The 26,930-nt window shown below is 39.0% G+C and carries 26 protein-coding genes; 15 read left to right on the top strand and 11 right to left on the bottom strand.

Annotated elements, in window-relative coordinates:
- Positions 1–120: 120 nt before the first annotated feature.
- The 3 genes from ACIR310F_RS0116055 to dpsA form a co-directional block, all read right to left on the bottom strand.
- Positions 121–1,077, bottom strand: a complete 957-nt coding sequence (locus ACIR310F_RS0116055; protein ID WP_028084705.1) for an RNA polymerase sigma factor, RpoD/SigA family — start codon at positions 1,075–1,077, stop codon at positions 121–123.
- A 669-nt stretch (positions 1,078–1,746) separates the two neighbouring features.
- On the bottom strand, positions 1,747–5,007 hold the full coding sequence (gene carB, locus ACIR310F_RS0116050; protein WP_028084704.1) for a carbamoyl-phosphate synthase large subunit: 3,261 nt from the start codon (positions 5,005–5,007) through the stop codon (positions 1,747–1,749).
- Between the two features lie 505 nt (positions 5,008–5,512).
- On the bottom strand, positions 5,513–6,067 hold the full coding sequence (dpsA, locus tag ACIR310F_RS0116045; RefSeq protein ID WP_028084703.1) for a DNA starvation/stress protection protein DpsA: 555 nt from the start codon (positions 6,065–6,067) through the stop codon (positions 5,513–5,515).
- A gap of 348 nt (positions 6,068–6,415) precedes the next feature.
- Here dpsA and ACIR310F_RS0116040 point away from each other — a divergent pair, with 348 nt between their 5' ends.
- Entirely contained in the window at positions 6,416–6,673 is a 258-nt protein-coding gene (locus ACIR310F_RS0116040; RefSeq protein WP_028084702.1) for an Asr1405/Asl0597 family protein, read from the top strand.
- 14 nt (positions 6,674–6,687) lie between these two features.
- Positions 6,688–7,308, top strand: a complete 621-nt coding sequence (locus tag ACIR310F_RS0116035) for a (2Fe-2S) ferredoxin domain-containing protein (RefSeq protein WP_028084701.1) — start codon at positions 6,688–6,690, stop codon at positions 7,306–7,308.
- A gap of 146 nt (positions 7,309–7,454) precedes the next feature.
- Here the strand turns inward: ACIR310F_RS0116035 and ACIR310F_RS0116030 are convergent, their stop codons facing one another.
- From ACIR310F_RS0116030 to ACIR310F_RS22815, 4 genes are all read right to left on the bottom strand, one after another.
- Positions 7,455–7,778, bottom strand: a complete 324-nt coding sequence (locus ACIR310F_RS0116030; RefSeq protein WP_035368182.1) for a type II toxin-antitoxin system RelE/ParE family toxin — start codon at positions 7,776–7,778, stop codon at positions 7,455–7,457.
- Between the two features lie 5 nt (positions 7,779–7,783).
- Positions 7,784–8,107 carry a type II toxin-antitoxin system ParD family antitoxin gene (locus ACIR310F_RS0116025; protein WP_228036400.1) on the bottom strand — a complete coding sequence of 108 codons (324 nt, stop codon included), beginning with the start codon at positions 8,105–8,107 and terminating at the stop codon, positions 7,784–7,786.
- Positions 8,108–8,192: 85 nt separating this feature from the next.
- Entirely contained in the window at positions 8,193–8,660 is a 468-nt protein-coding gene (locus ACIR310F_RS22820) for a hypothetical protein (RefSeq protein ID WP_231387570.1), read from the bottom strand.
- Between the two features lie 309 nt (positions 8,661–8,969).
- Positions 8,970–10,016, bottom strand: a complete 1,047-nt coding sequence (locus ACIR310F_RS22815; protein WP_231387568.1) for a serine/threonine-protein kinase — start codon at positions 10,014–10,016, stop codon at positions 8,970–8,972.
- Between the two features lie 123 nt (positions 10,017–10,139).
- Here ACIR310F_RS22815 and ACIR310F_RS25735 point away from each other — a divergent pair, with 123 nt between their 5' ends.
- A complete protein-coding gene (locus ACIR310F_RS25735) occupies positions 10,140–10,361 on the top strand; it encodes a hypothetical protein (protein ID WP_155963870.1) in 222 nt (73 codons plus the stop codon).
- Between the two features lie 48 nt (positions 10,362–10,409).
- Here ACIR310F_RS25735 and ACIR310F_RS0116010 read toward each other — a convergent pair whose 3' ends face one another.
- The 3 genes from ACIR310F_RS0116010 to ACIR310F_RS0116000 all read right to left on the bottom strand — a co-directional run bounded on the left by ACIR310F_RS0116010 (position 10,410) and on the right by ACIR310F_RS0116000 (position 15,090).
- Positions 10,410–11,540: a CO2 hydration protein gene (locus ACIR310F_RS0116010; RefSeq protein WP_028084698.1), complete on the bottom strand. Its 1,131-nt coding sequence runs from the start codon at positions 11,538–11,540 to the stop codon at positions 10,410–10,412.
- Positions 11,541–11,601: 61 nt separating this feature from the next.
- Complete coding sequence (locus tag ACIR310F_RS0116005; protein WP_028084697.1) at positions 11,602–13,104, bottom strand: NADH-quinone oxidoreductase subunit M; 1,503 nt, start codon at positions 13,102–13,104, stop codon at positions 11,602–11,604.
- A gap of 129 nt (positions 13,105–13,233) precedes the next feature.
- A complete protein-coding gene (locus tag ACIR310F_RS0116000) occupies positions 13,234–15,090 on the bottom strand; it encodes an NAD(P)H-quinone oxidoreductase subunit F (RefSeq protein WP_028084696.1) in 1,857 nt (618 codons plus the stop codon).
- 641 nt (positions 15,091–15,731) lie between these two features.
- Here ACIR310F_RS0116000 and ACIR310F_RS0115995 point away from each other — a divergent pair.
- From ACIR310F_RS0115995 to ACIR310F_RS0115985, 3 genes are all read left to right on the top strand, one after another.
- Complete coding sequence (locus ACIR310F_RS0115995) at positions 15,732–16,040, top strand: carbon dioxide-concentrating mechanism protein CcmK (RefSeq protein WP_027401081.1); 309 nt, start codon at positions 15,732–15,734, stop codon at positions 16,038–16,040.
- Between the two features lie 103 nt (positions 16,041–16,143).
- Complete coding sequence (locus tag ACIR310F_RS0115990; RefSeq protein WP_015080435.1) at positions 16,144–16,488, top strand: carbon dioxide-concentrating mechanism protein CcmK; 345 nt, start codon at positions 16,144–16,146, stop codon at positions 16,486–16,488.
- Between the two features lie 6 nt (positions 16,489–16,494).
- A complete protein-coding gene (locus ACIR310F_RS0115985) occupies positions 16,495–16,800 on the top strand; it encodes a EutN/CcmL family microcompartment protein (RefSeq protein ID WP_028084695.1) in 306 nt (101 codons plus the stop codon).
- On the opposite strand, the gene ACIR310F_RS27400 is transcribed toward ACIR310F_RS0115985, so the two are convergent.
- Positions 16,801–16,929 (bottom strand): hypothetical protein, encoded by a 129-nt coding sequence (locus ACIR310F_RS27400; protein ID WP_269208379.1) that lies wholly within the window; start codon positions 16,927–16,929, stop codon positions 16,801–16,803. It abuts the gene before it with no gap.
- A 34-nt stretch (positions 16,930–16,963) separates the two neighbouring features.
- On the opposite strand from ACIR310F_RS27400, the gene ACIR310F_RS0115980 reads away from it, so the two are divergent.
- The 9 genes from ACIR310F_RS0115980 to ACIR310F_RS0115940 all read left to right on the top strand — a co-directional run bounded on the left by ACIR310F_RS0115980 (position 16,964) and on the right by ACIR310F_RS0115940 (position 26,856).
- The gene (locus ACIR310F_RS0115980) at positions 16,964–18,613 is read left to right on the top strand and encodes a ribulose bisphosphate carboxylase small subunit (protein WP_028084694.1); all 1,650 of its coding nucleotides are present in this window, start codon (positions 16,964–16,966) and stop codon (positions 18,611–18,613) included.
- A 108-nt stretch (positions 18,614–18,721) separates the two neighbouring features.
- Positions 18,722–19,480, top strand: a complete 759-nt coding sequence (locus ACIR310F_RS0115975) for an LbetaH domain-containing protein (protein WP_028084693.1) — start codon at positions 18,722–18,724, stop codon at positions 19,478–19,480.
- 100 nt (positions 19,481–19,580) lie between these two features.
- On the top strand, positions 19,581–20,366 hold the full coding sequence (locus tag ACIR310F_RS0115970; RefSeq protein WP_028084692.1) for a BMC domain-containing protein: 786 nt from the start codon (positions 19,581–19,583) through the stop codon (positions 20,364–20,366).
- A 159-nt stretch (positions 20,367–20,525) separates the two neighbouring features.
- Positions 20,526–21,065, top strand: a complete 540-nt coding sequence (locus ACIR310F_RS0115965) for a Uma2 family endonuclease (protein WP_028084691.1) — start codon at positions 20,526–20,528, stop codon at positions 21,063–21,065.
- Between the two features lie 228 nt (positions 21,066–21,293).
- Complete coding sequence (locus ACIR310F_RS0115960) at positions 21,294–21,872, top strand: Uma2 family endonuclease (RefSeq protein WP_028084690.1); 579 nt, start codon at positions 21,294–21,296, stop codon at positions 21,870–21,872.
- A gap of 219 nt (positions 21,873–22,091) precedes the next feature.
- Complete coding sequence (locus ACIR310F_RS23755) at positions 22,092–23,459, top strand: GUN4 domain-containing protein (RefSeq protein WP_081677609.1); 1,368 nt, start codon at positions 22,092–22,094, stop codon at positions 23,457–23,459.
- Between the two features lie 194 nt (positions 23,460–23,653).
- Positions 23,654–24,244 carry a hypothetical protein gene (locus ACIR310F_RS0115950; protein ID WP_155963868.1) on the top strand — a complete coding sequence of 197 codons (591 nt, stop codon included), beginning with the start codon at positions 23,654–23,656 and terminating at the stop codon, positions 24,242–24,244.
- Between the two features lie 646 nt (positions 24,245–24,890).
- On the top strand, positions 24,891–25,946 hold the full coding sequence (locus tag ACIR310F_RS0115945) for a permease (protein WP_028084688.1): 1,056 nt from the start codon (positions 24,891–24,893) through the stop codon (positions 25,944–25,946).
- Between the two features lie 142 nt (positions 25,947–26,088).
- The gene (locus tag ACIR310F_RS0115940) at positions 26,089–26,856 is read left to right on the top strand and encodes a TIGR03943 family putative permease subunit (RefSeq protein ID WP_028084687.1); all 768 of its coding nucleotides are present in this window, start codon (positions 26,089–26,091) and stop codon (positions 26,854–26,856) included.
- The last annotated feature ends 74 nt before the right edge of the window (positions 26,857–26,930 follow it).

Genomic DNA, 26,930 nt, shown 5'->3' with positions numbered 1-26,930 from the left:
TAGCAGATTATTCCTTTTGAGGTAGTCGGTTTAACCGTACTAGAAATGGGGGTTTTTTTCACCTATGAGTATGGTTAGTATGGGTGGGGAAAATCCACCCATAAAGCAGAAAACAAGGGACTAACTGGCAAGATATTCATTCATAGTGGCTTTAGATTTGCGAAGTTTACTTAAAGCTTCGCGTTCAATTTGACGAACCCGTTCCCTGCTAATATTCAGAACTTCACCAATTTTAGCCAAAGTCAAGGATTGTCCATCTTTTAGTCCAAAGCGGAGACTAATTACATCCTGTTGTTGGGGGGTGAGTTCTGACATCATCCGCTCTAAGTCATAAGATAGGGAAGTTTGCATGACAAAATCTTCCGGTGTTGCACCTGTATCTTCTAACATTTCCCCAAGTTCAGTATCATAATTATCTCCTAAACGCAAATCTAGAGATAATGGCAGACGAGCCTTTTCTAGATATTCTCGCACCTGTTTAGGTGTGAGGTCTAATTCTTGGGATAATTCAGCTATTGTAGGCGCACGTCCCAGACCTTGGGATAGTTGACGCTGGGCTTTTTTAATTTTATTGAGTTTTTCGGTAATATGAATAGGTAGGCGAATGGTCCGGGCTTTTTCCGCAATAGCACGGGTAATAGCTTGACGAATCCACCAATAAGCATAAGTAGAAAATCTATAGCCTTTAGTGGGGTCAAACTTTTCTACACCTCTTTGCATACCAATACTGCCCTCTTGAATGAGGTCAAGTAAATCAACATTGCGCTTAATGTACTTTTTGGCAATGGAAACAACTAATCGGAGATTGGCCTCTACCATTTTCCGTTTAGCTATTTCACCTTGGGAAATGGCCTGATTTAATTCTGATACTTCTAAATCAGATGCTGCTGCCCATGCTTCTAAACTTGGTGGATGACCCAACCGGGTAGCAAGACCTTCCCGGATCTCATGCAAGGCAGTAGATCGTTGCACCTGTTTACCATAAAAAATCTCTTCTTCGTGGGTGAGGAGTGGCACACGGCCAATCTCACGCAGGTAAGTCCGCACGAGGTCGGTGGCTGTTTTAGCGGTCTTCATGGCGCTACTCTTTGGTAATGGTGGGTTACACTATTGTGTGCTGTGTGTTGATAGACTCGTGAACCGAATCATCATATTGGGAGGTTGCTACCTAATTGGACTAGAAACCCTGATGATGGTTGACAACAAAAGCGCCTAGTCAAAGACTGTTGCTCATCTTTTGGGAAATTAGGTATCTTACTGCTAAATACTACAATTATATCCTGGTTTTTACAAGTATCTAGGGCTTAGATACAGGGTAGCAAGTCAGATATTTTTTGCGTTTTTAGCGTTGTTAAGAATTGTAACATTTATGAGAATAATTTGACTACCGCAAAATCCGCACTTTCCCAGCCAACTGACATCACCTCAAAATCTCAAGTTGCTGAACATCTTACATTTAAAGGATTTGAGCCAAATTTTTCCCAAAAAAATTCCTTCCTCATATTTGTTAAAATATCTCAATAATAACCATAATTATTCTCTTGTAATAATTGCTTAATGTTTATGTCAATGCTTAGTGGTTAAGAAAATAGGACTGAGGTAAAGGTAAAATCCGGTTGAAACCTACTTTTTTCCTTCCTGTCCTATCCTTTGACAACACCCTCGCTGAACGCTTCTATTTCTAGAATGTGGTTCATTATCTCGTCACTGGGGCTGAAATCCTCAAAAAATAACTGACAATTGACATTAACTTTGATGACAGTATTCCTGGATAACTTTGACATCTAAAGTAGTATTTTGCAGAGAACGGATAGCAGCGACTGTAGCCCTAGCGCCAGCAATGGTGGTAATAATGGGAATCTTATAACCTAAAGCTGTGCGACGAATTAACTTAGAATCTGCATGGGCTTCTTCTCCAGAGGGTGTGTTAATAATGAGTTGAATGTTTCCATTTTTGATAGCATCAAGGACATGGGGACGACCTTCATGGAGTTTAAGAATTGATGTCACATCTAACTCTGCTTTTTGCAGAATTTGGCGTGTACCTTGGGTGGCCATAATTGTAAAGCCTAATTTAATAAACTCTTTAATCACATCAGCGGCTAAAGGTTTATCTCTATCACTCATAGACACAAATACAGTTCCCTGAAGCGGTAGTTTTTCCCCTGCACCTAATTCTGCTTTAGCAAAAGCGCGGCCGAAATCCCTATCAATGCCCATTACTTCCCCTGTTGAGCGCATTTCTGGACCTAATATGGTATCTGTACCCGGAAATTTACTAAATGGTAAAACGGCTTCTTTAACGGCTATATGTGAGGGAATGACTTCTTTGGTGAATTTTAATTCCTCTAAGGTTTTACCCGACATAACTAAGGATGCGAGTTTGGCTAATTGTACGCCTGTAGCTTTAGATACAAAAGGAACAGTCCGTGATGCTCTGGGGTTAGCTTCCAGAATATACACCTGGGGAGAATAACTATTATTACCAACTATGGCGAACTGAATGTTCATTAATCCCACTACGGATAGAGCTTGTGCTAGTTGTACTGTCCATAAACGGATTTGGTTTAGCACTGCTGGAGATAGGGATATAGAAGGTAAGGTACAAGCGGAATCACCTGAGTGAATACCCGCTTGTTCGATATGTTCCATGATGCCACCAATAACAACGTTACCAGTGTGATCTGCGATCGCATCTACATCTACTTCAATGGCGTTTTCCAGGAATTTATCAATTAAAATGGGGTGTTCTGGTTCTACTTGAACTGCAAAGGTCATATACCTTTCTAATTCAGTATCAGAATAAACGATTTCCATTGCTCGTCCTCCTAGTACATAACTAGGACGTACCACCACTGGATATCCAATACGCTTGGCAACAATTAAAGCATCTTCATAACTTCTAGCCATACCATTGGGTGGTTGAGCGATATTTAATTCTTGAAGAATCTTTTCAAACCGTTCTCGGTTTTCCGCCATGTCAATAGAATCAGGTGATGTTCCCCAAATCTTTGTATTAATACTATTCCCTGTTCCTTGTAAATACTCTTGCAATGGTACAGCTAATTTTAATGGTGTTTGACCACCAAATTGGACTATTATCCCCTGGGGATTTTCCGCTTCGATGATATTGAGAACGTCTTCTTTTGTTAACGGTTCAAAATAGAGGCGATCGCTGGTATCATAGTCTGTAGAAACCGTTTCTGGGTTAGAATTGACCATAATAGTTTCATACCCGGCATCATGTAAAGAATACGCAGCATGACAACAACAATAATCAAACTCAATCCCTTGTCCAATACGGTTGGGACCACCTCCCAAAATCATCACCTTGGGTTTATCGCTGGGTAATACTTCCGTTTCTTCTTCGTAAGTAGAATAATAGTATGGAGTCAGCGCCTCAAATTCCGCCGCGCAGGTATCAACGGTTTTGTAAACAGGGATAACTTCTAAGTATTTGCGATAGGCGCGAACTTCGTCCTCCTTAGTTTTAGTACAATATGCTATTTGGCGATCGCTAAAGCCATTTCTTTTGACTGCATACATCTGTTCTTTTGTCAACTGCTTTAAGGGAGTGCGTTTGAGAAACTTTTCTATTTCTAGCAGTTCTTGTAATTTATCTAAAAACCAGGGGTCAATAGCTGTTAATTCGTAAATTTCCTCATTACTAATTCCCAATTGCATAGCATGACGTACAGAAAATATCCTTTCTGGGTTTGGTGTCCGCAACTGGGAGCGAATTTGTTCACCGCTGGGCAATTTTTCGGCCTTATTAGCACCCCAACCAGCGCGGCCTGTTTCCAGGGACCGCAAAGCCTTTTGAAAAGATTCATTAAATGTGCGGCCAATGGCCATGGCTTCACCCACTGACTTCATTTGTGTCGTGAGTACCGAGTCAGAACCGGGGAATTTTTCAAATGCAAAACGGGGAATTTTTGTGACAACATAGTCAATGGTCGGTTCAAAACAAGCGGGAGTTTTCTTGGTAATATCGTTTTGTAGTTCATTTAAAGTATAACCCACCGCTAACTTAGCCGCAATTTTGGCGATAGGAAAACCCGTAGCTTTGGAAGATAAAGCCGAACTTCTAGATACACGGGGATTCATTTCAATTACGACTACATCACCATTTTCGGGATTTATTGCAAACTGGATATTAGAACCACCGGTTTCTACACCAATTTCCCGGATAATTTTAATGGCCATGTCCCGCAGCCGTTGATATTCCTTATCGGTGAGAGTTTGAGCGGGGGCAACCGTGATAGAATCTCCTGTATGAATCCCCATGGGGTCGAGATTTTCAATAGAACAGATAATAACAACATTATCGGCTAGATCTCGCATTACCTCTAATTCATACTCCTTCCAGCCCAATAAAGACTGGTCAATAAGAATTTGGGAAACCGGACTAGCGTCAATACCCACCTGGGCCATTTCTTCAAATTCTTCTTGATTATAGGCGATACCGCCCCCCGTCCCCCCCATTGTAAAGGCTGGACGAATAATTAGGGGATATGTACCAATTTCTAAAGCGATCGCTTTAGATTCTTCTAAAGTAGAAGCTGTACCGCTGGGACACACTGCTACGCCAATTTTCGCCATAGCCTCGTTAAACAGTTTCCTATCTTCGGCTTTTTCAATGGCTGGTAATTTCGCACCAATTAACTCGACATTGTACTTTTCCAAAACGCCATTCTTTGCCAAGGCCACAGCTAAATTCAACGCGGTTTGTCCGCCCATAGTTGGTAATAAAGCATCTGGTCTTTCTTTGGCGATAACTTTTTCCACTATTTCCGGTGTCAGCGGTTCAATATAAGTGCGGTTCGCTGTTTCGGGGTCAGTCATAATTGTCGCTGGGTTGGAATTTACCAGCACTACTTCATAGCCTTCTTCTCGCAAGGCTTTACAGGCTTGAGTTCCAGAATAATCAAATTCACAGGCTTGGCCAATGATAATGGGTCCTGAACCTAACAGGAGAATTTTTTTGAGGTCTTGACGACGGGGCATAGTTTTTACCTTAGATGACAAAAATACAAATCTTGGACTATTTTAAGGGTCTTTACCCCCCATCATGCCATTCATTATCAACTTTTCCGGGTAGCGATTGCTAACAGGGGAAAGAATTATGGATATGGAGGATTTTTCTGACTAGTTTTCATATTTTTTTCTCTCGCAGAGGCGCAAAGACGCAGAGAGGTTAGGTGTTTATTTATTGGTTATAAGTTATAATGATCAATTTGTTGCAAAATATTTTTATTTGCTTAATTATTTTTTTAAATAGATTATCAATAAGTTATTTTTAGATATATGTCAAATATTTGAAAATTTGCATTTATATTTACATGGATAAATGAGAAAATTTTTAATTAGCTAAATATGGAAAATATGCCATTATAAAAAATGGCAGAAAGGATAATTTACACTTTTCTGCCAAAAGGATTAATTTTGTAAAGTTCTCAATTACTAAAAATTTTTACTATTGAAGTTTAGTTGAGTTGAGATTACGAAAAGTTTATTTTTCAGCCCGTTGGACAAAACCCAAGGTTAAACTATCTTTTGCTAAGAAGTGAGCTAAATGATACGCTCTTTCTTCGGTTTTTAAGAGGATTTTCTCGTACAAATACCTTGTACCTCTATCGCCCAAACTCTCAGCCTGTGAAGCTTGACGGCGAATTACACCAATTAATGCTTGTTCGGCTACTAAATCATTTTCTACCATCTTTCGCGCCGAAAATACACCATCTGCTTCTGTTTCAAAACAGCATAGTTCAGCTAATTTACTAAAACTCGCTGCTGGTATTCCACCCAAACCATTTAAACGTTCGCCGATTTCATGAATGTGATCTTGTACTTCTTTGTAGCTGGAATTGAAAAATTCATGCAGGGAATTAAATTCTGCACCTTCAACTACAAAATGATGTTTTTGATATTGTAGATACAATGCCTGAAAACTAGCTAATACGACATTGAATCCTTCAACAACTGGTGCGGTTACACTGTGATCTAATAATACAAAATTGTCATAAACCTGACCAAAGTTGTGTAATATAGTTTGCGTATCAGACATGGTTTTCCTCTCTTTTTAAGAGTTATAGTTTTTAACTGCTTACTTTTAACATCTTAGCATTTTTAAAATAAAAATAAGGCTACTAAATATTAAAAACTTTGACATTATTAGTAATTGCAATCATCAATTTTTGTAATATATCTGCCTTTGTAGCTATATATATTGACTTAAATCGCAAAATGTGCATATCCCTCAATTTAAAAAGATGAGATTTTTTCTCAAAATTAATGACAATATTTTGCACTTAGTGTATTCTAGAGAAAGAGGCTAAACTCCCACTAAGTTGTAAATTTAGGCTGTGAGTTTCTAGTTTAACTGCAATTTTATGGCATTTTGGGGGCTATCTACTTGAAATCTTCTAGCTCGGAAACAGACAAAAAGCACGTTATTGATATAGATTGGGCAGACCGTTGGCAGGTTTATCAACGCTTACAAGAATTAGATGTAATTTGTGTTTGTGAGACTAACCAGCCTTTAATGGTAGAAATAAATAACCCCACCGCAGCTATTCAACTCTGGAGTGTAATTCAACAATTCAGTGCTTCTCGTCAAGACTTGATTGAAAACATTGAAAATAGTTGGCGTATTCGTTACCAAAAATTTTAGTTAGATAGGGAAAAATGAGTATATATACTAATTCAGAAGTAACAGAATTTTGTTTTGAGGGCAGATTTTTGGATTTTGTCATCAAGGATGGATATAAGCTAAAAGGCTTGTTATTATGGACTTCCGAAGGTGAATGTTATATAAAATTAGCCAAACATTTACGGAGTGCTTTTGATTTGCGTTTACTTCAAGGGACTTGGTTACAAGTTGTGGGAACAAAACAATACAACGCCAAAAAAGATCAGGTAACATTGGTAGCGGAACGAGTTATGGCTGCAAGTGCTGATATGGGAACAGTTACAGCCCAAAATCTAGCTAAGACGAAACCGGACAAAGTGCAAACAATTTTAGTTTGTCAAAAATCTGATTGTATGAAACGCGGTGGTAAAGCTTTGTGTCAAGCTTTGGAGTCAGAATTAACAAATCATGGTTTAGAAAATTCAGTCGCTATTAAAGGTACTGGCTGTATGAAAAACTGTAAAGCTGGTCCCAATTTAGTTATGCCTGATAAAACTCGTTATAGTAAAGTTAAAGCCGAACAGGTTGCAGATTTAATAGATAAGCATTTTTCCAGGGAAATTCGGGAGAAAAGGGAGAATATAATGGTAAATATTCCCACTTTTGTGGAGGTTTAGATCCGTAGGGTGTGTTAGCGACAGCGTAACGCACCCTAAACTTAATTAAGGAAACAATCATTACTTTTAATTATTTATTATCATTAATTCTACGTTACGGTGTTATTGATTATTGTTGGGTTTCCTTGTGTCAACCCAACCTACGTTCATAATTGTAAATCCTCATCTAATATTGTTCCGATATCTCTTGCACTATGAATAACTCGCAAAATATCAATTTCTGATTCAAAAATGCGATAGAAAATCAGATATTTTCTAAATCCTTTAATTGATTGTTGTCGAATATCTGTTAAATTAGGATGAGAAAATTGACAAATTTTTCCCATAGCTGGAGTTTTAGCTAATTGTTTAAATGTTGTTTCTGCTGCTATTAAAAAGCGGTCAGAAACATCTAAATTATCTTCTGCTATGTAGGTTGCTAAATCTATCAAGTCACGGATAACTTGAGGTCTTTTTTTAATTTCAAACATCACAGCTAAATTGCACCTTGACGGTTGTTAATTTTGTCTCTGACTGCTTGACGAATATCTTCCCATTCTTGTGCTGTCATTTCTGTAGCTTCTCCAGAATTTAATCCTTCTAAAAGCATGGTTTGTAGTTGTTCTTTTGCTCTTTGTTTTTGGTCTTGTCGTACTAATTCCCGAAAGTATTCACTAACACTGCTGTAACCACCTTGTGCTACCAGTTGTTCTACGTAAGCTCGCATGGTGTCAGGTAAGGAAATATTCATACTTTTCATGAGGTGATTTCCGTGAATGTTATTTTCTATATTATGGCAGGTTTTGTCATTTTCTGCCATTACTAGAAAAAACGATTGATTATAGTTGGTGTTGTTGGGTTTCCTTGCGTCAACCCAACCTACAAATATATGGTTAGTTATATGGTTAGTTAATTGCAACAGAAGATACATTAAGGGATGATAAGAAAATCATTATTTCTTGTATTAACGGATGTTCTTGTAATATCTTAATTTCTTCATCATTGATATTACTAAATATTTTCTCATTGATTGATTGTTCTTTACCTAAAACTGTCTCTAAAAATTCTTTAGGTTTACTTTGCGCTAGTTGCCATTCTAAATCATTAAATTGACGTTGTGCTATTTTTTCAATTAATGGTTTATTTTGGAGAAATATAATTTCTATTTCGGGAATAGATAAAGATACTTGAAAAGGGGTTTTAGCCGCAGCACGACGTAATAAATAATTAACTAAATCCCTTCTTTCAAATATTTGAGATTCGTTATCTGTATTAGCATCTAAAATTAAGATTACAGGAATATGTCTAGTAGCAATGAGGGAACTTGCTAATGATCTTACTTCATACTGACTGTCACCTACTACTATTTTCACATCTTGAATTAAATTTTTAGGCAGTAATTTTTCTAGAATTTATTGGTTTTTATTACCTTATAATACTATATAAGATAAAGTCATGATAGAACCTCGGTTTTAATAAGGAATAATTTGATTTAAAATTTCTCCTAAATTTCTTTTTGCTGCCATTATTTCATAAGCATTGTGTAATCTTAAAAATAACCATCTGAAAGTCTAAAATAGCGACAAAGACGTAAATCTATATCTGCTGTCATTTTAAGTTTACCTGCAATAATTCCTTGAATAGTAGAATAAGTTAAACCTAAGTTAACAGCTAAAGAATTTTCACTGATGTCTAATTCTTCTCCTCTTTTTGCGATTTTTCTGATTTAGTTTAGCTGCAAGTTGTACGGGTTTACCTGGACTAACAGAAACCGTCGGTAAAAAACTACTTTTTGATTGAATATTGGTGGTATTTCCGAAAATGTGCGGTTGATTTAAAGCCTTTTCAATTTTCTGCAATCTCTGGAAAATAACTCTCGTATTTTCAGGACGCTGATTTGCTTTATGGGCAATTAAATTATCAATTAAATCTGCTAAAAGCGGAGAAATATTAACTGCATATTTTCGCCAATGTAACTCATTAGTCAGAGGATCATAAATAGCTTTATCCTGTGGTTCTTTACCTGTGAGCAAAAATATAAAAGTCCGTCCCAAGGCAAAAAAATCTGACTGTTGTACAGAATAACCATTTTGTTGTTCTGGTGATGAATAACCTTGAGAAATAATTCTAGTATGGGAATTTCCCACTAAAATTGTAGTCGTGATTTGTCGCACTGCACCAAAGTCAATTAACACAAGTTGCCCACTTGGTCGCAGCATGATATTCTGAGGTTTAATATCACGATGAAAATATTTTTGAGCGTGGACTAAAGCCAGAATTTCTATTATTTGTTTTAACCAATTAAGAGCTTCTTTTTCAGAAATAGTTTGATAATTACGAAATTCCATCCATTGCTCTAAATTTACTCCTTCGATTTTCTCCATTACCAAGCAATGCAATGGTACAGAACTATTTTTAGGTAAAACCGTAAAATAACCATCTGCTTCGACTTTGGGAATACCTGCACTGTTTAATTGACTCAAAACCTTAGCTTCTTGTTGAAACAATTCCACGGCTTTGGGATTATTTTCAGTCAGCACTTTTAAAACTTTGGTTTCTCCACCGTCGTCAATTTCAAAGGTGTTCCCAAAACCACCTTGTCCTAGTTGTTTAAGTACCCGATAGCGATTTTGCAGCAGTAATTGTGACCCACAGTTACGACAAATAGGATTATTTGCATTTGCTAGGTCAATGGGTTTGGGACAGTGCGGGTTGATACAATAGCTCATGACGCAAAAACCAGTCCTATCAATAAGTGACTGTTATTCAGATCCAATCTGGAATTTAAAAATCCAAGCTGGTAATAATACTTTTAAAGACAATATTAGTATGATAACTCATACTACGTATTTGTGGCAACTGCTGATGCTACACCAATTTTAGTCCTGAAGCGGTTTTTAACTAACCACTCCAGACACAGACAACAACCAGAAGAGTCATCTATAACTAACTCTCAATTAGTCTTGTTTTATTTAATGGTATTTAAAATTGCTTATGCAGCGAAGATAGTTCTTCCTCGTCGGTACTATGATAACACAGTCCTAGCTTCGTGTCAAGAGATTTCTTTCTTTTAAATCCGCAAAAATTATTTTTTGGCAATATGATAGGGTAGTTATATTAGCCTATTTATTGACTTCTAATAACCGGGAGTTTTCTAATCTTGACAGCCACTTTTCTAAATAAACTTGAATGGCTTTTTTTTCAGATGGATCTTGAGTATCTAATGGATAAGGTAAAAGTCCTAAAATTGCGGCCGTGGTGACGCAAAACATGGATTTTTGGAAACTCATACAAATTTGTACTCGTAAATCATCTTCACTCCTGAGACTGCGACGATAAATACTATGTAAATATTCTGGCAAATAATGACGCATATCCTGCATTAATAAAGTTGGCGGAATCCCTGCACCACCAATAGGTAAAGGATCGGCGTATAATGCACCATATTGGAATCGAGATTGATCTGGAGGAACTTGATATGCTTGGGCGTTTAAAGAAACTGTTCCTAAAAATGGTGTTCCTCTAAAAAATACTGATTCTACATAGGGAATTGCGGTATCTGCAAGGAAGGTTAAACCAACTGATTTAGGAATAATATCATAGACTTTACCACCAATTTTGACGCTGTATGTAATTGGTTTAATTGCATCTGCCACTAAAGCTAGTTTAATATGTTCTACAACTTGGGGAATAGATTTAATTTCGCCATTGTCATAGCGGTCTGATAAATTCAGAAACATATCAGCCATAATTCGCCAAAATTGACCTAAACCAGTGTAATAAGCTGAAACTCGTAACTGTTCCGTTAAAAATTCAGGAAATAGTTGATTTAATCCCAACAGCAGGGGATTATATTTAAATTTAGCAGCAATAACGGTTTTTGCTCTATCTTGAAATTCCTGAGTATCTAAATATGCGTCTAAACCGCCTCCACCATGCCACATCATGGTTTTCATGCAATATTCAGCATATTCAAAATTAATCCGATCATGCCATAAATGACGGATTAATTTAGCTAAAGAAACATCACCATCAAAATATTTAAAGAAGGGAAAAAACACTAAAAATTGATGTTCAGCGATGTAAATGAGGTTTTTAGAATAAGCATCTAAAACTATACCATAACTTTTGAGAATGCCAACAACTTCTAAAACGTTTTCGGGGCTATCTTTGAGTAATGCACCACCATTTTGTAAGCGTTCAAGATATTCAGATAGGGGGTTGTAAGCGGGCTTTTTTTCAGTTTTCACCATTAGTGTTTCTCCTGTAATTGAATTAGAACTCTACCAGTTAAAAGGCTGAATCATAGGCCTTTTAACTATTTTGAATAGCTATTTTATGCTCACTGTTGTGTACTAGATTATTGGTGTTTACCATGGTGGTAATTGTGGTTTCGGTGTAATGTGCCAGCCAGGTGGGTTGAATGCCGAAAATGACGATAAATACAGCTAAAATAATAGCAGGAAGGCGATCGCTCCAGTAAACACGAGGTAGGTTGTAAAGTTCCTCTGATAACCGTCCAAAAAAGGCACGATTGACAAGATTTAAGAAATAAACGGCAGTTAAACCATTTCCTAACATTCCCAACAATGTTTGGAGGGGGAAAACTGCAAAACTGCTGCGAAAAACGATAAATTCGGCAATAAATCCCACCATTCCGGGTATACCTGCACTAGCCATGACTCCCATAATCATTAAACTACCAATCAGGGGTAAACCGCGTTCTGGGTTGAGTAGTCCTCGAACCACGTTTAAATCCCGGCTACCAGTTTTTTTATAGACAACTCCTACTAGCAGGAATAACATAGCGGATATTAATCCGTGACTAATCATTTGCAGAACTGCCCCTAATACGCTTAGAGGAGTAGATGCGGCGGCGGCTAACAAGACATAGCCCATGTGTCCAATAGAACTATAAGCCACCATTTTTTTCATATCCGTTTGGGCGATCGCACAAGAAGCGCCAAATAAGACACTAATTACTGCCCATGTAGCTAAGTAAGGGGCTAAATAAGCCCAAGCATCTGGTAACAAATTCATGCCAAATCGCAGTAGGCCATAGGTCCCTAACTTCAATAGTATGCCAGCCAAGAGAACAGATATGGGTGTAGAAGCTTCAACGTGGGCATCTGGTAGCCAAGTATGGAAGGGAAAGAGGGGGATTTTAATGCCAAAACCGACCAAAATGCCTACAAGGAGTAAAATTTGGGTAGCTAAGGGCAGATTTTGACTATTTAAGGTCGAGAGTGCAAAACTGGAAGAACCACTTAACCAAACTATACCCAGGAAACTAGCTAAAATGACGATTCCCGAAAAAGCGGTATAAATGAGAAATTTCGTGGCTGCATAACCTCGTCTTGCACCTCCCCAAATAGCAATTAGCAAATACAGGGGTATTAATTCCAACTCATAAAACAGGAAAAATAATAATAAATCCTGTGCTAAAAATGCTCCAATTACCCCAGTGGTTAAGAGAAAAATTAAGGAATAGTAAAATCTAGGACGTTGTTGAGATTCATCACTACTATAAATAGCAATACAAGTTAATAGTCCATTCAGAAGTAATAACGGCAGGGATAAACCATCTATACCCAGATTGTAATTTAAGCCAATGGCATCTACCCACAGTAGAGATTCTGCAAATTGTTGAGTAACGTCTCCGGGGTTAAACTGAATGGCTATGAAAATACTCCATAGAAAAATAACAACGCTAAAAACTAAAGCTATGATGCGGGCGAGTTTACCAGAAATAGTAGAAGGATAAAAACCAAAGAAAGCCGCAGCAATTAACGGCAGTAAAATCAATGTACTGAGCATAGGGGAAGAGGGAAGAGGGAACAGGGAACAGGGAACAGGGAACAGGGAAGACAGGAGAGAAATATTCTTTTGCAACTGACAATTGACAACTGACAACCGACAACCGACAACGGACAACTGACAATTGACTTAAAAAGGCAATTTATCGAATAAACCCAAGGAGAAACTAATGAAAAAACCCAGGATGCTAATAACGAAGATAATTGTCAGCATATAGCCTTGGGATTGACCAGAAATGCTGTATTTCAAACTTTGTCCGCTAAAAATTGCCGCAAAGCCGACTAAGTTGACTAAACCGTCTACCAAAAAGCGATCGCTCCACGCGGATATCTTGGATAACAGCGCTACAGCACTTACAATCGTTAAGCGGTAAATGCGGTCTATGTAAAAATCATAGCCTAATAAGTCTTGTAAAAATCTCCAGATTAAAATTCTGGATCTTGACCAAGCTTTGTGAAGATAAATGGTAGCGCCAAGAGTTACTCCAGCCAGAGTGGAAGCGAATAGAGAAGCAACTATATACCCATCTAAACTTTCCCAGCTAGGTAATAAATACCATTGTTGTAGCATTAATGGTAACAATAATGTTAGTATAGTTAAAGTCACCATTGGTAATGCCATTGGCCAGGCGACTTCTGGGGCGCGGTGGGTTTTTGGTTGAGATTTTCCCCAGAAAACTAAGCGGAATACCCTAGTTAAATTCAAAGCTGTAAGGCCATTAACTAAGATTAAAACCACAATTACCCAGGGGCTAACCTTGACTAGTCCATCAGCCCATGCTAACATTGCCCAGAAACTGCCTAATGGTAGTAGTGTCACCATACCTGCTGAACCGACAACAAAGGCTGTGGTTGTAGCTGGCATTTTTGACCATAAACCCCCCATTTCTGTTAAGTCTTGGGTTTGGGTGGTATAGATAACAGAACCAGAACTCATGAATAATAGGGCTTTGGCCATAGCATGACTTAGGAGTAACATTAAGGCCACCCCGCCCTGTTCTAAACCCACTGCCAAAAACACTAATCCCATATAGGCACTAGTAGAATGGGAGAGCGATCGCTTAATATCAATTTGAGCGATAGATACCAATGTTGCGCCCACTGCTGTCATTATTCCCACCACCACTAAAGTATCCAAAGCAATAGGGGATAAAGATAATAATGGTTGAATCTTGTAGAGAATATAAGCGCCTCCACCTACCACCAAAGAGTTTCGCATAACCGAAGCTGGGTTTGGACCTTCCATAGCTTCATCTAACCACAGATGCAGTGGGAATTGGGCGCACTTACCAGCAGGACCGGCAATTAGACCCAAGCCGAGTAAAGTGGATGTAACTGGGTTTAAATCAGCAGTTTGCGCCCATTCATACAAATCCGAAAAATTTAAGCTACCAGCCAGAGTAGAAAGGGTGACAACGGACATTAATAGTAATAGGTCGCCTACCCGTTTCGTCAAAAAGGCATCTCGTGCTGCTGTAACTACCAAAGGTTGAGCATACCAAAATCCTACGAGTAAATAGGTAGAAAGAGTGAGAACCTCCAGCAAAGCATAACTGAGAAAGAGGGAATCACTAATTGCTAAACCAATCAAAGCGGCTTCAAAAAATCCTAATAAACCAAAAAATCGGGCTAAAGACCAGTCTTTTTCCATGTAGCCTAGGGCATAAATTTGTGCTAATAGACTTAGTGCGGTAATTAAAACAGTTGCTCCCACACTGACCACAGAAATTTCTAAAGCGAAGGATAATTGGAAATCAGCAGCTTGAAACCAAGTTATTAGTAGATGTTCTGGCTCTCGATTCCAAACATCTTTAAATACTAATAGACTGTGAATAAAACCTAAGATGGTAGTCAGCAAGTTCAAGTATACAGCAGGTCTAGGTCCTGTGCGTTGGATAATTCCTATACTCCAAGGCAAAGTTAAAATTGCCCCTAGTAAACTATAAAGAGGCACGAACCAACTTGTTAAAAATAGAAATTCATTCATTTAAAATCTTCCTTGACAACTGAGTTTCCATTCTCTTAAACAGCCTTTAAATAATCCTTTGCTCAAAAACAAAATTTTCCGAGAAAATCTATGTTTTCTTAACTTTTTTAGCTAAATATCTTAGGCATATTTGCTTGAAAATAGCCTTTGATCGAGTCATTAAATAATGCTGTCATATTTTATATATTCTCTTATTAAAGAACATTTTTCCTTTCCTGCTGTTTTAAATTAGTTTTTCATGTACATTTGTAAAATTTGCGAATTTTCACCCAGTATTTATGAAAATAGCCAAGTAAAAGATCTAGCCAATAGCCCATCTATCACATACCTAGCCTATGCCAGTCCTCCTTATCAAAGAATTAGCTTAGGCTGTAAACTGTAGTGGTTCTAAAAGTGATAAAGAAATTATAAAGCATAAGCTGTCACTCTAGGGATCAGTGAATTTGAAGACCACAAAGGACAGTATAAAGTTTTGTTAAGTTTTTTAAATATATTTTATGACAAACTATTATAGTAATTTATGTTGCCAAGGATGCTAAGGTTTCATAAGCTTAAATATGGCGGTATTTTGGAAAGTGAGCATCCCCGGACAAAATTTCCACCGCTAGTTCTAAAACGATTAATTTTTGAGGAGTTCTGCGATGCCAATTGCAGTTGGAATGATTGAAACTAAAGGCTTTCCCGCAGTAGTAGAAGCTGCTGATGCCATGGTAAAAGCTGCCCGTGTAACTTTAGTAGGATATGAAAAAATTGGCAGCGCTCGCGTTACAGTGATTGTGAGGGGAGATGTTTCTGAAGTGCAAGCTTCAGTTGCGGCTGGTATTGAAGCAGCCAAAAGAGTCAACGGTGGTGAAGTAGTGTCTACACACATCATTGCCCGTCCCCACGAGAACTTAGAATACGTCTTGCCAATTCGTTATACAGAAGCAGTAGAACAGTTTCGCGCTTAGTCTAGTTGTGGAAAGGCTGACCATTTAAACGAAAATCATTAACGAGACTGGTGGTTTGAAATTAAATCTGGTACAGGTAAAAATTTAATTTAAGGACAAAAAAATGTCAATTGCAGTAGGAATGGTAGAAACATTAGGCTTTCCCGCAGTAGTAGAAGCTGCTGATGCGATGGTGAAAGCTGCGCGTGTTACCTTGGTAGGATATGAAAAGATCGGTAGTGGTCGGGTGACAGTTATCGTCCGTGGTGACGTTTCCGAGGTTCAAGCTTCAGTAGGTGCTGGAGTAGAATCAGTGAAGCGTGTTAACGGTGGACAAGTCCTATCTACACACATCATTGCGCGTCCTCACGAAAACTTGGAATATGTCCTACCAATTCGATATACAGAAGATGTAGAACAATTCCGGGAAGGTGTAAACACAATTCGCCCTTTCGGTAGAAGACCATAATTAATCATGCAAATTGCCAGAGTTCGTGGCACAGTAACTAGCACCCAAAAAGATCCCAGTCTGCGGGGTGTGAAACTGCTGATGTTGCAATTGGTAGATGAAAATGGCAATCTCCTGCCAGTATACGAGGTAGCAGCCGATAATAGTGTGGGGGCAGGAGTGAATGAGTGGGTACTTGTCAGTCGCGGCAGTGCTGCTCGTCAAGTGCTGGGCAATGAACAACGACCCTTAGATGCAGCAGTGGTGGCAATTATAGATACCATTTATGTTGAAGATCGTGTCATTTACAGCAAAAAAGACCAGTATAGATAGTCAGGAACAGGTAATAAGTGACAGGTGACAGGTGACAGGTAATAGGTAACAGGTGACAGGTAATAGGTGACAACTGACAACTAACAACTGACAACTGACAACTGACAACTGACAACTGACAACTGACAACTGACAAAAAGCTTATTTCAGGAGGAATCTCGCAATGGTAGTCCGCAGCACGGCGGCACCCCCAACCCCGTGGTCAAGGAGTTTAGCCGAACCCAATATCGATAAAACTGCATTTGTACACTCTTCTTGTAACCTAATTGGTGATGTCAATATAGGTGCAAATGTCATAATTGCTCCAGGAACTTCCATTAGAGCAGATGAAGGTACACCTTTTTGTGTTAGTGAAAATACTAATATTCAAGATGGTGTAGTTATTCATGGGTTGGAGCAAGGCCGAGTTATTGGTGATGATGGCCAGAAATACTCAGTATGGATTGGCAAAAGTGCTTCCATTACCCACATGGCGCTAATTCATGGACCTGCTTACGTTGGCGATAGTTGTTTTATTGGCTTTCGTTCTACGGTATTTAATGCCAGAGTGGGTGCAGGGTGCATTATTATGATGCACGCCTTAATTCAAGATGTGGAAATTCCACCGGGTAAATACGTAGCCTCTGGGTCAATAATTACTACTCAGCAGCAAGCGGATAGATTACCAGATGTCCAGGTGCAGGATCAAGAATTTGCTCACCATGTAGTCGGAATTAATCAGGCTTTGCGGGCTGGTTATCACTGCGCCGCAGATAGCAAGTGTATTGCGCCCATTCGGGATGAACTTAATCTTGCAGCATATAAATCTTATACAAGCATTGAAATTGAAGAGTTAGAAAGGAGCAGTGACGTGGCCAGCTATAGCTTAAGTACAGAAACAGTAGATCAATTACGTTATCTACTAGAACAAGGATTTAAAATTGGCACAGAACACGTAGACCAAAGACGTTTCCGTACGGGTTCTTGGCAGAGTTGTCAAGCCATTGAAACCCGGTCTTTAGGTGAGGCAGTTTCGGCTATAGAATCCTGTTTGCGAGACCATAGCGGTGAATATGTGCGTCTATTTGGTATTGATAACAACAGAAGACGGGTATTAGAAACAATCGTTCAACGTCCTGATGGTGTAGTTGCTGGTACATCTAGCTTTAAAGCTCCTGCTACTGCATCTGCTGGCAGTTACAATGGTAATGGTAATGCCGTTGGTAGTGGGAAATTGAGTGCGGAAACCTTAGATCAAATTCGTCAACTTTTGGCCAGTGGTTACAAGATTGGCACAGAACACGTAGATGAACGACGTTTCCGTACAGGTTCTTGGAATAGTTGTGAACCAATTCAATCTACATCTACTCAAGCAGTTATTTCTGCTTTAGAAGAGTGTATAGAGTCCCATAAAGGTGATTATGTGCGTTTAATTGGCATTGACACCAAAGCCAAACGTCGCGTATTGGAAGCAATTATCCAAAGACCAAACGGACTCGTAGCCTCTTCTGGTAGCAGCAAATCATTTACAAGTACAAATTCTGCAACAGCAACAGCGACAGTCACCAGCAGCCGTCTAAGCGCGGAAACAGTAGATCAATTGCGCCAATTGTTGTCTAGTGGTGCAAAAATTGCGGTTGAACACGTAGATCAGCGCCGCTTCCGCACAGGTACTTGGACAGTTGCGGGTCAAATTCAGACTACATCTGAACGAGAAGCGATCGCAGCCTTAGAAGGGTATGTTTCTGAATATCCAGGCGAGTATGTGCGTTTAGTGGGTACAGACCCCAAAGCAAAACGCCGCGTATTAGAAGCAATTATTCAGCGTCCATAGGAGTAGGGAAAAGGGAAAGGGCAGGAGGCAACAATTACCAATTACCCATTACCCATTACCTATTAGCTAATATATCGTCCATTTCCGGCTTCCGAGGTAATAAATTTCATGTCAATATCGCTGCTACAATTGAGCGATAGATTTGATACACATATTTATGGCGACGTGATTATTCATCCCAGTGCGGTATTAGCTCCGGGAATAATTCTCCAAGCAGCTACTAACAGTAGAATTGTGATTGGCGCTGGGGTATGTCTGGGTATGGGGTCAATTCTCCAAGTAAGCGAGGGTATCCTAGAAATAGAAGCAGGAGCAAACCTGGGAGCCGGTTTTTTGATGGTTGGTCAAGGTAAAATTGGGGCTAATGCCTGTATTGGTGCAGCAACAACAGTTTTTAACTATTCCGTAGCGCCAGGACAAGTGATTGCCTCTGGTTCAATTTTGGGGGATACTAGTCGGCAGGTTGTTGAAGCGTCAGCAGAAGAACCGGAGTCTTCTAATTCTCAGCCAGAGAAACCAGAGAAACAGGAACAAGTAATTTCCTCAACTCAACTCTCGGTGGCGGCTTTTCTGGAATTTAAACACCAATCTACACCCGTATCTCCACCTTCACCCACACCGAAAAGCCAGTCTCCTCCGGTAGAAGAAACCGCTGTAATAAGTGATTCTACATCTGAAGAAACTAAGCTTCCGCAGTCTACAGAAGAATGCTCTGACAACTTAAAACCCAGTGAGTCGAATCTTGAAACTCACAATATTTTTGGTACACAAATTTATGGACAAGGTAGCATAAATAGGCTGCTGAGTACATTATTCCCCCATAGACAATCTTTGGGCAATCAAAACTCTGAAAATTCTTCAGGTTAAGTGTTAAGTATGAAGTGTGAACCCAAGTCCATATTCAAATGCTAGTTTTCATTCTTCTGTGATTGAAGACGCTATACGAACCTTATCCTGGAAAATGCAGATGGAAACATATAATGAAAGTGCTTTGAGCAATATTCATGCAGAACGTCGCCGTGACAGCCTCAAAGATACTGCTTTAGGTTTAGTCTCAACTCTCAGTTTCCCCGCTATAGTTGGCACGGCTGACATGATGTTAAAGTCGGCTGGAGTCCACTTAGTTGGTTATGAGAAAATTGGTAGTGGTCACTGTACCGCTATTGTCCGAGGTGGTATTGCTGATGTGCGCTTGGCTGTAGAAGCAGGTGTACAAACTGCTGAACAGTTTGGACAGTTGGTATCTAGTTTGGTTATTCCCCGTCCCTATCCTAATTTAGATATAGTTTTACCGATTAACCGCCTAACTAAATTCATGGAAGATGGTAGATACAGCCGTTTGAGTAATCAAGCCATTGGACTGGTGGAAACTCGTGGCTTTCCAGCCATGGTGGGAGCTTGTGATGCCATGCTGAAAGCTGCTGATGTACATTTAGCCTCCTATGAAAAGATTGGTGCTGGTTTGTGTACGGCCATCATTCGTGGTTCGGTGGCTAATGTAGCTGTAGCAGTAGAGGCAGGAATGTTTGAAGCGGAACGCATTGGTGAGTTAAATGCAGTTATGGTTATTCCTCGTCCTTTAGACGAGTTAGAAGAAACTTTACCTGTGGCTAGTTGCTGGATGGAAGAACGTCAACCAGTGAATATACCTATTAATATTAAAGATAAAATCACAGATGTGGAGGCGGTGGAGTTGCCAGATTTAGCGAAATTGCCTGTGAGGGTGAAGGAAGAAATTTGGCATGATGAATAATATGAGGCGTTGGTGAATGAAGGTATGATTTTTTCTCACGCAGAGGCGCGAAGGACGCAGAGAGTAAGAGTTTAAGAACTAGAATATTTGATTTTCATACCTCAATTCAGGAATGCCTAATATGACAGTATTTCCGTAGTATTTCAGGAGAAAACGATCATGTCTTTTACAGTCAAAGAATTAGAAGAAATACAGATAGCATATCCTGACTATCGCCTGGAATTAGTAGATGGGAGTATCATTATTATGAGTCCGTCAGGTTATGAATCGGAAGAAGTAGGTACTGAGTTTGCACGAATTTTGGGTAACTGGGTAAGACCTCGTAAACTAGGGCGTGTAGTTGGTTCTAGTGCGGGGTTTAAATTACCAAATTCTGATTTACGTGCGCCTGATGTATCTTTTGTTTGTGCTCATCGCCTCAGAAAATCAACGGAAGATTATGCAGAATTAGTTCCTGATTTAGTAGTTGAAGTAAAATCTAAAACTGATTCTTTAGATAAACTGAGAAAAAAGATTGAAGATTTTATGAATTTAGGTGCAAAAGTTGGAATTTTAATTAATCCCAAAACAAGAACTGTAGAGGTTTCTTCTCATGGAAAAACAGTAATTTTCAAAGATGGTGATATTTTAACTCTTCCTGATTTATTACCTGGTTGGGAAGTGGCAATTTCGGAAATTTGGTCGCCTGTTTTTGAGTAGTTTGGATGATGATTAAACCCACATTCCCCACCCCTGGTGTCACAATCGGTTGATTCGGATTTTTTCTATTATTGATGTTGTATTTTGTCCTAAAAATCAGAAATATTACTAGCGATCGCCTAACAGCAACAATGGGCGGGGGGTCTGCTGAGTAGCTGCTAAGAAAAGTCAGGGAAAAGTAGGTAATACGATTTTACTTTGCGTCTATTACAGATGGGGTAACAAAAAATGATTGCTGTAAAAGATAAGTTTCCTAAGTTAACACCCGAAGAATATTTTGTCTGGGAAGAGAAACAATTGCTTCGCCATGAGTATCTTAATGGTGAAGTTTACGCTATGAGTGGGGGAACTCAAAATCATGGACGAATTGCTAGTAATATTATTTTTATTGTTAAAGGTCATTTACGGGGTGGTGGTTGTCAGGTTGGTAATTCCGATTGTCGTGTAAATATTTTGGAAACGAACGATTATGTTTATCCTGATGTGAGCGTTACGTGCGAAGATAGCGATCGCACTGCAACCCAAGCAATTCAATATCCCTGTTTAATTGTTGAGGTTTTATCTCCGAGTACAGCCAATTATGACCGAGGGGATAAATTTAGATTGTATCGTCGCAATCCTAGTTTGCAAGATTATGTTTTGGTTGATGCTGAGAAAATAGCGATTGATTTATACCGCAAAAATGATCGCGGTAATTGGGAGATTTTTAATTATCAGTCGGGGGATAATATCGAGCTACGAAGTATTGATTTAAGTTTTCCCATTGAGTCGGTTTATGAGGATATTGTTTTTGAGGAGCTAGTATAGCATTAGATCAAGTAAGTATTCCAAGCTCATAGATAAATTTCCTTTCCCACGCTTGTGTCTCATAAATTAGCGAAATCCTCATCAGTAAAGATCATCTTTTTGCTAAAAGCAGCCAGTTTTCAGGAATTTTAACTATCAGACAGGGAATAAATTACCTGACTTGTTGATCTTCTACAATAAGTGTGATACCTTTGTATTCAGGTGATTAAAGGTGTAGATATGAATTTATCCTACCAGCTACTGAAAAATAATTACTCTATCTTCTCAGTCACAATTTCCATACTTTTCTCTGTCACATCTTTGAAACCAGTGGCAGCAGAAAGAGTTCAGGACAGCCTAGAAAAAACTACAGTACAAATCAATACCCAAAATGATATTTCTCCCGGTGGATCAGGTGTGATTATTGACAAAAAAGGAAAAACTTACACAGTTTTAACCGCTAATCATGTCGTTTGTGATGCAATAATAGGAAGGAAAAAAGTTATCTGTAGTACAGACATTACTTACACAATTCGTACTCACATCGGTAAAGATTATCCTATTAAAGACCGTCAAGTATTACAGAAAAATGACAATGACCCGGATTTAGCTACAGTAACATTTGAAGCAGAGGAAAATTATCCCGTCGCCACTTTAGGCAATTCTGAAGAGGTAAAACTTGAGGCAGATATTAAAGTTGCCGGCTTTCCCACTATTTTTGGCAAACAGGGGACGGAGAGAACATATACTGTTACACGAGGTAAAGTAGTTACCTTTGCTCGCGGGGTGAAGAACGGTTATACCTTAGTATATGATGCAGCTACAAAAACTGGTAATAGTGGCGGACCAGTGTTTGATGATTCTGGTAAAGTTATCGGTATTCACGGACAAGCTGATTTAAGTGGAGGAGATAAGAGTGATCCCACAGGTTCAGAAACTAGAGTCAACCGGAAACCAATCATACCCGTAAAAAAACCAGCACCTGGACAAAAAGAAACAGGAGCATCCGCTGAGGGAAAAACAGGATTTAATGCCGCAATTCCCATTAATACCTTTTACATTATCACTAATCAGAAACCTCCTATTTGGACTGGAATTGCGCCAAAGAAAGAAGTAGAAATACCAAGCAAAGGCAAAACTGTAGACCTTATAGCAACCAAAGGTAATACTGTAGACCTTTCCATTACTGGTAAATTGGAACAATTATTATCTGAAGGTAATTGGCAAGGGGCTGATCAAGAAACAAAGTCTTTAATGTTACAAATTAGCCAAGCTTCTGGATCGCTGAATGATAAAACAATTTCTCGATTATCCTGTGAAAATTTAAGTGCTATTAATCGAGCTTGGCAAAATAAGAGCCAAGGACGCTTTGGGTTTTCAGTACAAGCACAAACATGGAAGAGTTTATTTGGTACTAAATTTGAACCAACAAACGAACATTTTGAAGATTTTGCTACTGATTTGGGCTGGCGTTATCGAGGCAGATACTTATATGGTGATCAGCTTAAATATTCTTTAGAAGCTCCTAAAGGGCATCTTCCCAGAGCATTTTTAGACGGACCAGTCTGGGGCAAATTTGTTGCCTATTTAGATAGTTGCAAGATATAATCAATCCCCTTATGATTGTCGCTTTGTAACTAATGCAGGCGTATATCCTGATGATTTCCACTCAACAACTAGTCTATGAGTTCAATAACTTCAGCTTATTGACTAAATAGGCTATAAATTCCTGATTTTATCTTTAAATTCGGTGAAAAAAAATGTCAAAAAGAATCTCGTGCCTATCCTATTTGATCAAAATCTTGGCATTATCCACTCCATTAGTATTAATGCAATCCTTTCCCAGTTGGGGACAATCTGCTTCTACCCAGCCAGAAATTGGTTTTGAAGTTGAGGGACAATCAGAACTTAATCAAATAGTTTTGCCTTTGTATAAGTATGTGGGTGAATGTCCTAGCACTCGAACTTATATAGGTGACACTACAGCCTGGTTTACATCCTCAAGTGAACCGCCGAAAAAAGGTAGAAGAGTAATTATCAGAAACGTTTCACGAGGTATATCTCCTGATAATTTTCCGTACACTGATCGGGATTATAGTAAAGGTAGATCCTCTGAGTTCACCAGAGTAAGTGCTGGAACTAGGCATAGTGATCGTGTATTTGTTGTCAGACAAAATTACAAAAATGAATTTGAATATGAGATTAAACAAGATAATTCAGTAGTGGAGAGAGGACAATTTTTTGCATCTGTCCGTCAAAGTTCTACAGTGTCAGAAATTCCTAGAGAAAAACAAGAGGTTGATAAAGGATATTGTGAAGAAAGAGGGGGTTTTTTGGGTCTAGGTTGTAAAAAGTGGGTATCTAACAAGGTTAAAGAGTGTCCTGAAGACTAGATTTTTATTTTCAGATATTTGTGACTCCTGTCCCATATCCCCAACTTGTACTTTAATTTCTTGGTCAGACGATAAGATACTGCGACATTGCTGATTTTCAAACTCTTACTTTTTTTACTTTTTCTCCCTTTGCGCCTCTGGGTCAGACAAATTCATATACCCAGAACTTACGTAACTGACACATTGGTAGGGTGCTTTACTACTGCATAAATCCTGCAAATAAGCAGATTTTTGATATCTGACGCACCCGACAACAGATTTTTGGTGTGACACTTGCGTAAGTCCTAATACCTTCTTTGATTCATGCACCAACGCAGTAAAAAGCTCAGGTAAAAGAATTTCGGTGTTACATAATGGCGGTATGGATCTTGTTTCGAGCCAAGACGCAAAGGGACAAACTTTGAGCGCACATTCCGCAGGTATTTTTAAACCAGGTATTTTTTAAATTTTTGGGATTATTCAGAACCGGATGATAACATCACCAAGTTCAAAATTTCAACTCTATTCCATATCGCCTATTCCCTGCTATTATTATTAATTTATTGATCCCCGTCTGGGGGGTGACTACCCTGGGCAGATGCTACCCCATCGGGTAATATGACAAAACAAAACCCTAAAACTCACCAACCGCTGTTGACTGCAACGCATGACGAATCAACTGAACAATGGTTTTACATTATTTCTCAGTCTACTAGTTGAGGCCATGCCCTTTTTACTGCTGGGTGTATTTTTCTCCAGTGTACTACTGTTTTTTATTGATGAGAGTAAATTGGTTGAAAAAATGCCCAAAAATCCCCTACTGGGGGCTTTATTCGGCAGCACAATGGGTCTTTTGTTTCCAGTTTGTGAGTGCGGTAATGTGCCTGTGGCCAGGAGACTGTTGATGCAGGGAGTACCTACACCGGTGGCAATGGGCTTTTTATTAGCCGCACCGACGATTAACCCAATTGTGATTTGGTCAACTTGGACTGCATTTCGTGATCAACCAGAAATAGTGGTGTTAAGGGTGGTATTTTCTCTGGCCATTGCTACTATTATTGGTTTTATTTTCAGTTTTCAATCAGACTTAATTCCCTTTCTGCAACCAAGTATAGCTCGTTACCTTAAATTTAATCCCCCTACTCAAGCAAAAACGACACGGGGGGGAAGACAATCCCAATTACAACTGCAAACCAGTAGGCCTAGTTTATTGCAATCGGGAACTTATATTCTGGGTGGAACAACGGGAAAACCAAAACGCATAGATGATTATTACAGTGAAGTGGCTGCAATTCCTAACTTTAGTAAACCTTTACCAGAGAAACTCCAGTCTGTATTAGATAATATTGTCCAAGAATTGCGGGAATTAGGTGGAGTTATGGTATTAGGTAGTGCCATAGCTGCTGCTATCCAAGTTTTAGCCCCCCGTGAACTCATTCTCAGTCTGGGAGCCGGTCCTGTTAGCTCGATTTTAGCCATGCTAGTATTAGCGGGAGTTGTATCAATATGTTCTACGGTTGATTCTTTCTTTGCTTTATCTTTTGCTTCTACTTTTACCAGTGGGTCGTTATTGGCATTTTTGGTATTCGGACCAATGATTGATATTAAGGGTGTTGGTTTAATGTTATCCATTTTTAAGCCGAAAGCTCTGATCTATCTTTTTTTCTTAGCTGGACAATTGACGCTTTTATTCACTTTATTCATGAATTTGCACGTAATCTGAGATCATGGGACTTACGCAAACTCTGTCTTCTGCTTCTATCACTAGGGTTGCTAGTCTTTAGTGCGGCTTTTCCTGGTTTCGATATGTGGTTGATTATTCCGTAATTTCTGCGTATATTATCACTTCAGCTATTACTGACAAAATGTCAAATTCTCAAATCAAAGCCTCAAATAAATTCATACCCTGGTTAGATGTGGTCGCTATTGCAGCTTGGGGTATTTTAATGTTGAAATACTGGCTAACAGGTAAACTCTATTTGTTAATTCATCCTGATTACTTTTGGTTAGCTATTGTCGGTGGTATAGGTTTGTTAATTGTTGGTTTTTTTAAAGGTTTACAACTGTGGAAACACCGTCACCAAGCTGATAAGGCTAATGCACTGCACATTAATGTATTTCCTCCTGGTTGGGGTAGTTTCCTGCTATTAACAGCCGCAATTTTAGGGTTAATGATTACACCCCGTGCTTTTGCTAGTCAAACAGCATTAGACCGAGGAGTAACAGAATTAATTGGTGCGACTCGTGTTCAACCCCAAGCTTTTCGCGCTCAGGTTCGTCCAGAGGAGCGATCGCTGGTAGACTGGGTAAGAACACTAAATGTATATCCTGAACCGGACGCATATACGGGACAAAAGGTAAAGGTGCAGGGATTTGTGATTCACCAACCTAATGTTAGTCAAGAATATATATTTTTAGCCCGATTTATCCTCACTTGTTGTGCGGCTGATGCTTATCCAGTAGGATTACCAGTACAGTTACCAAGTTCGTCTCGTCAACAATATCCACCTGATACATGGTTAGAAGTGGAAGGACAAATGACAACTCAAACTATTGGGGAGAAACGTCAATTAACTATTGCGGCCAATTCTCTGAAAAAAATTCCCCAACCTCAAAATCCTTACAGTTATTAATCAGGAGTAGATGATGATTGTAACTTTTGCTTGTGCTTCTTAAATACACAATCATATAGTCGTCCTAAAACCTA

This window comes from Dolichospermum circinale AWQC310F (assembly GCF_000426925.1).
Lineage (GTDB): Bacteria > Cyanobacteriota > Cyanobacteriia > Cyanobacteriales > Nostocaceae > Dolichospermum > Dolichospermum circinale.
The sequence above is the reverse complement of the archived record's forward strand: the minus strand, read 5'-3'. Positions and strand labels throughout refer to the sequence as shown.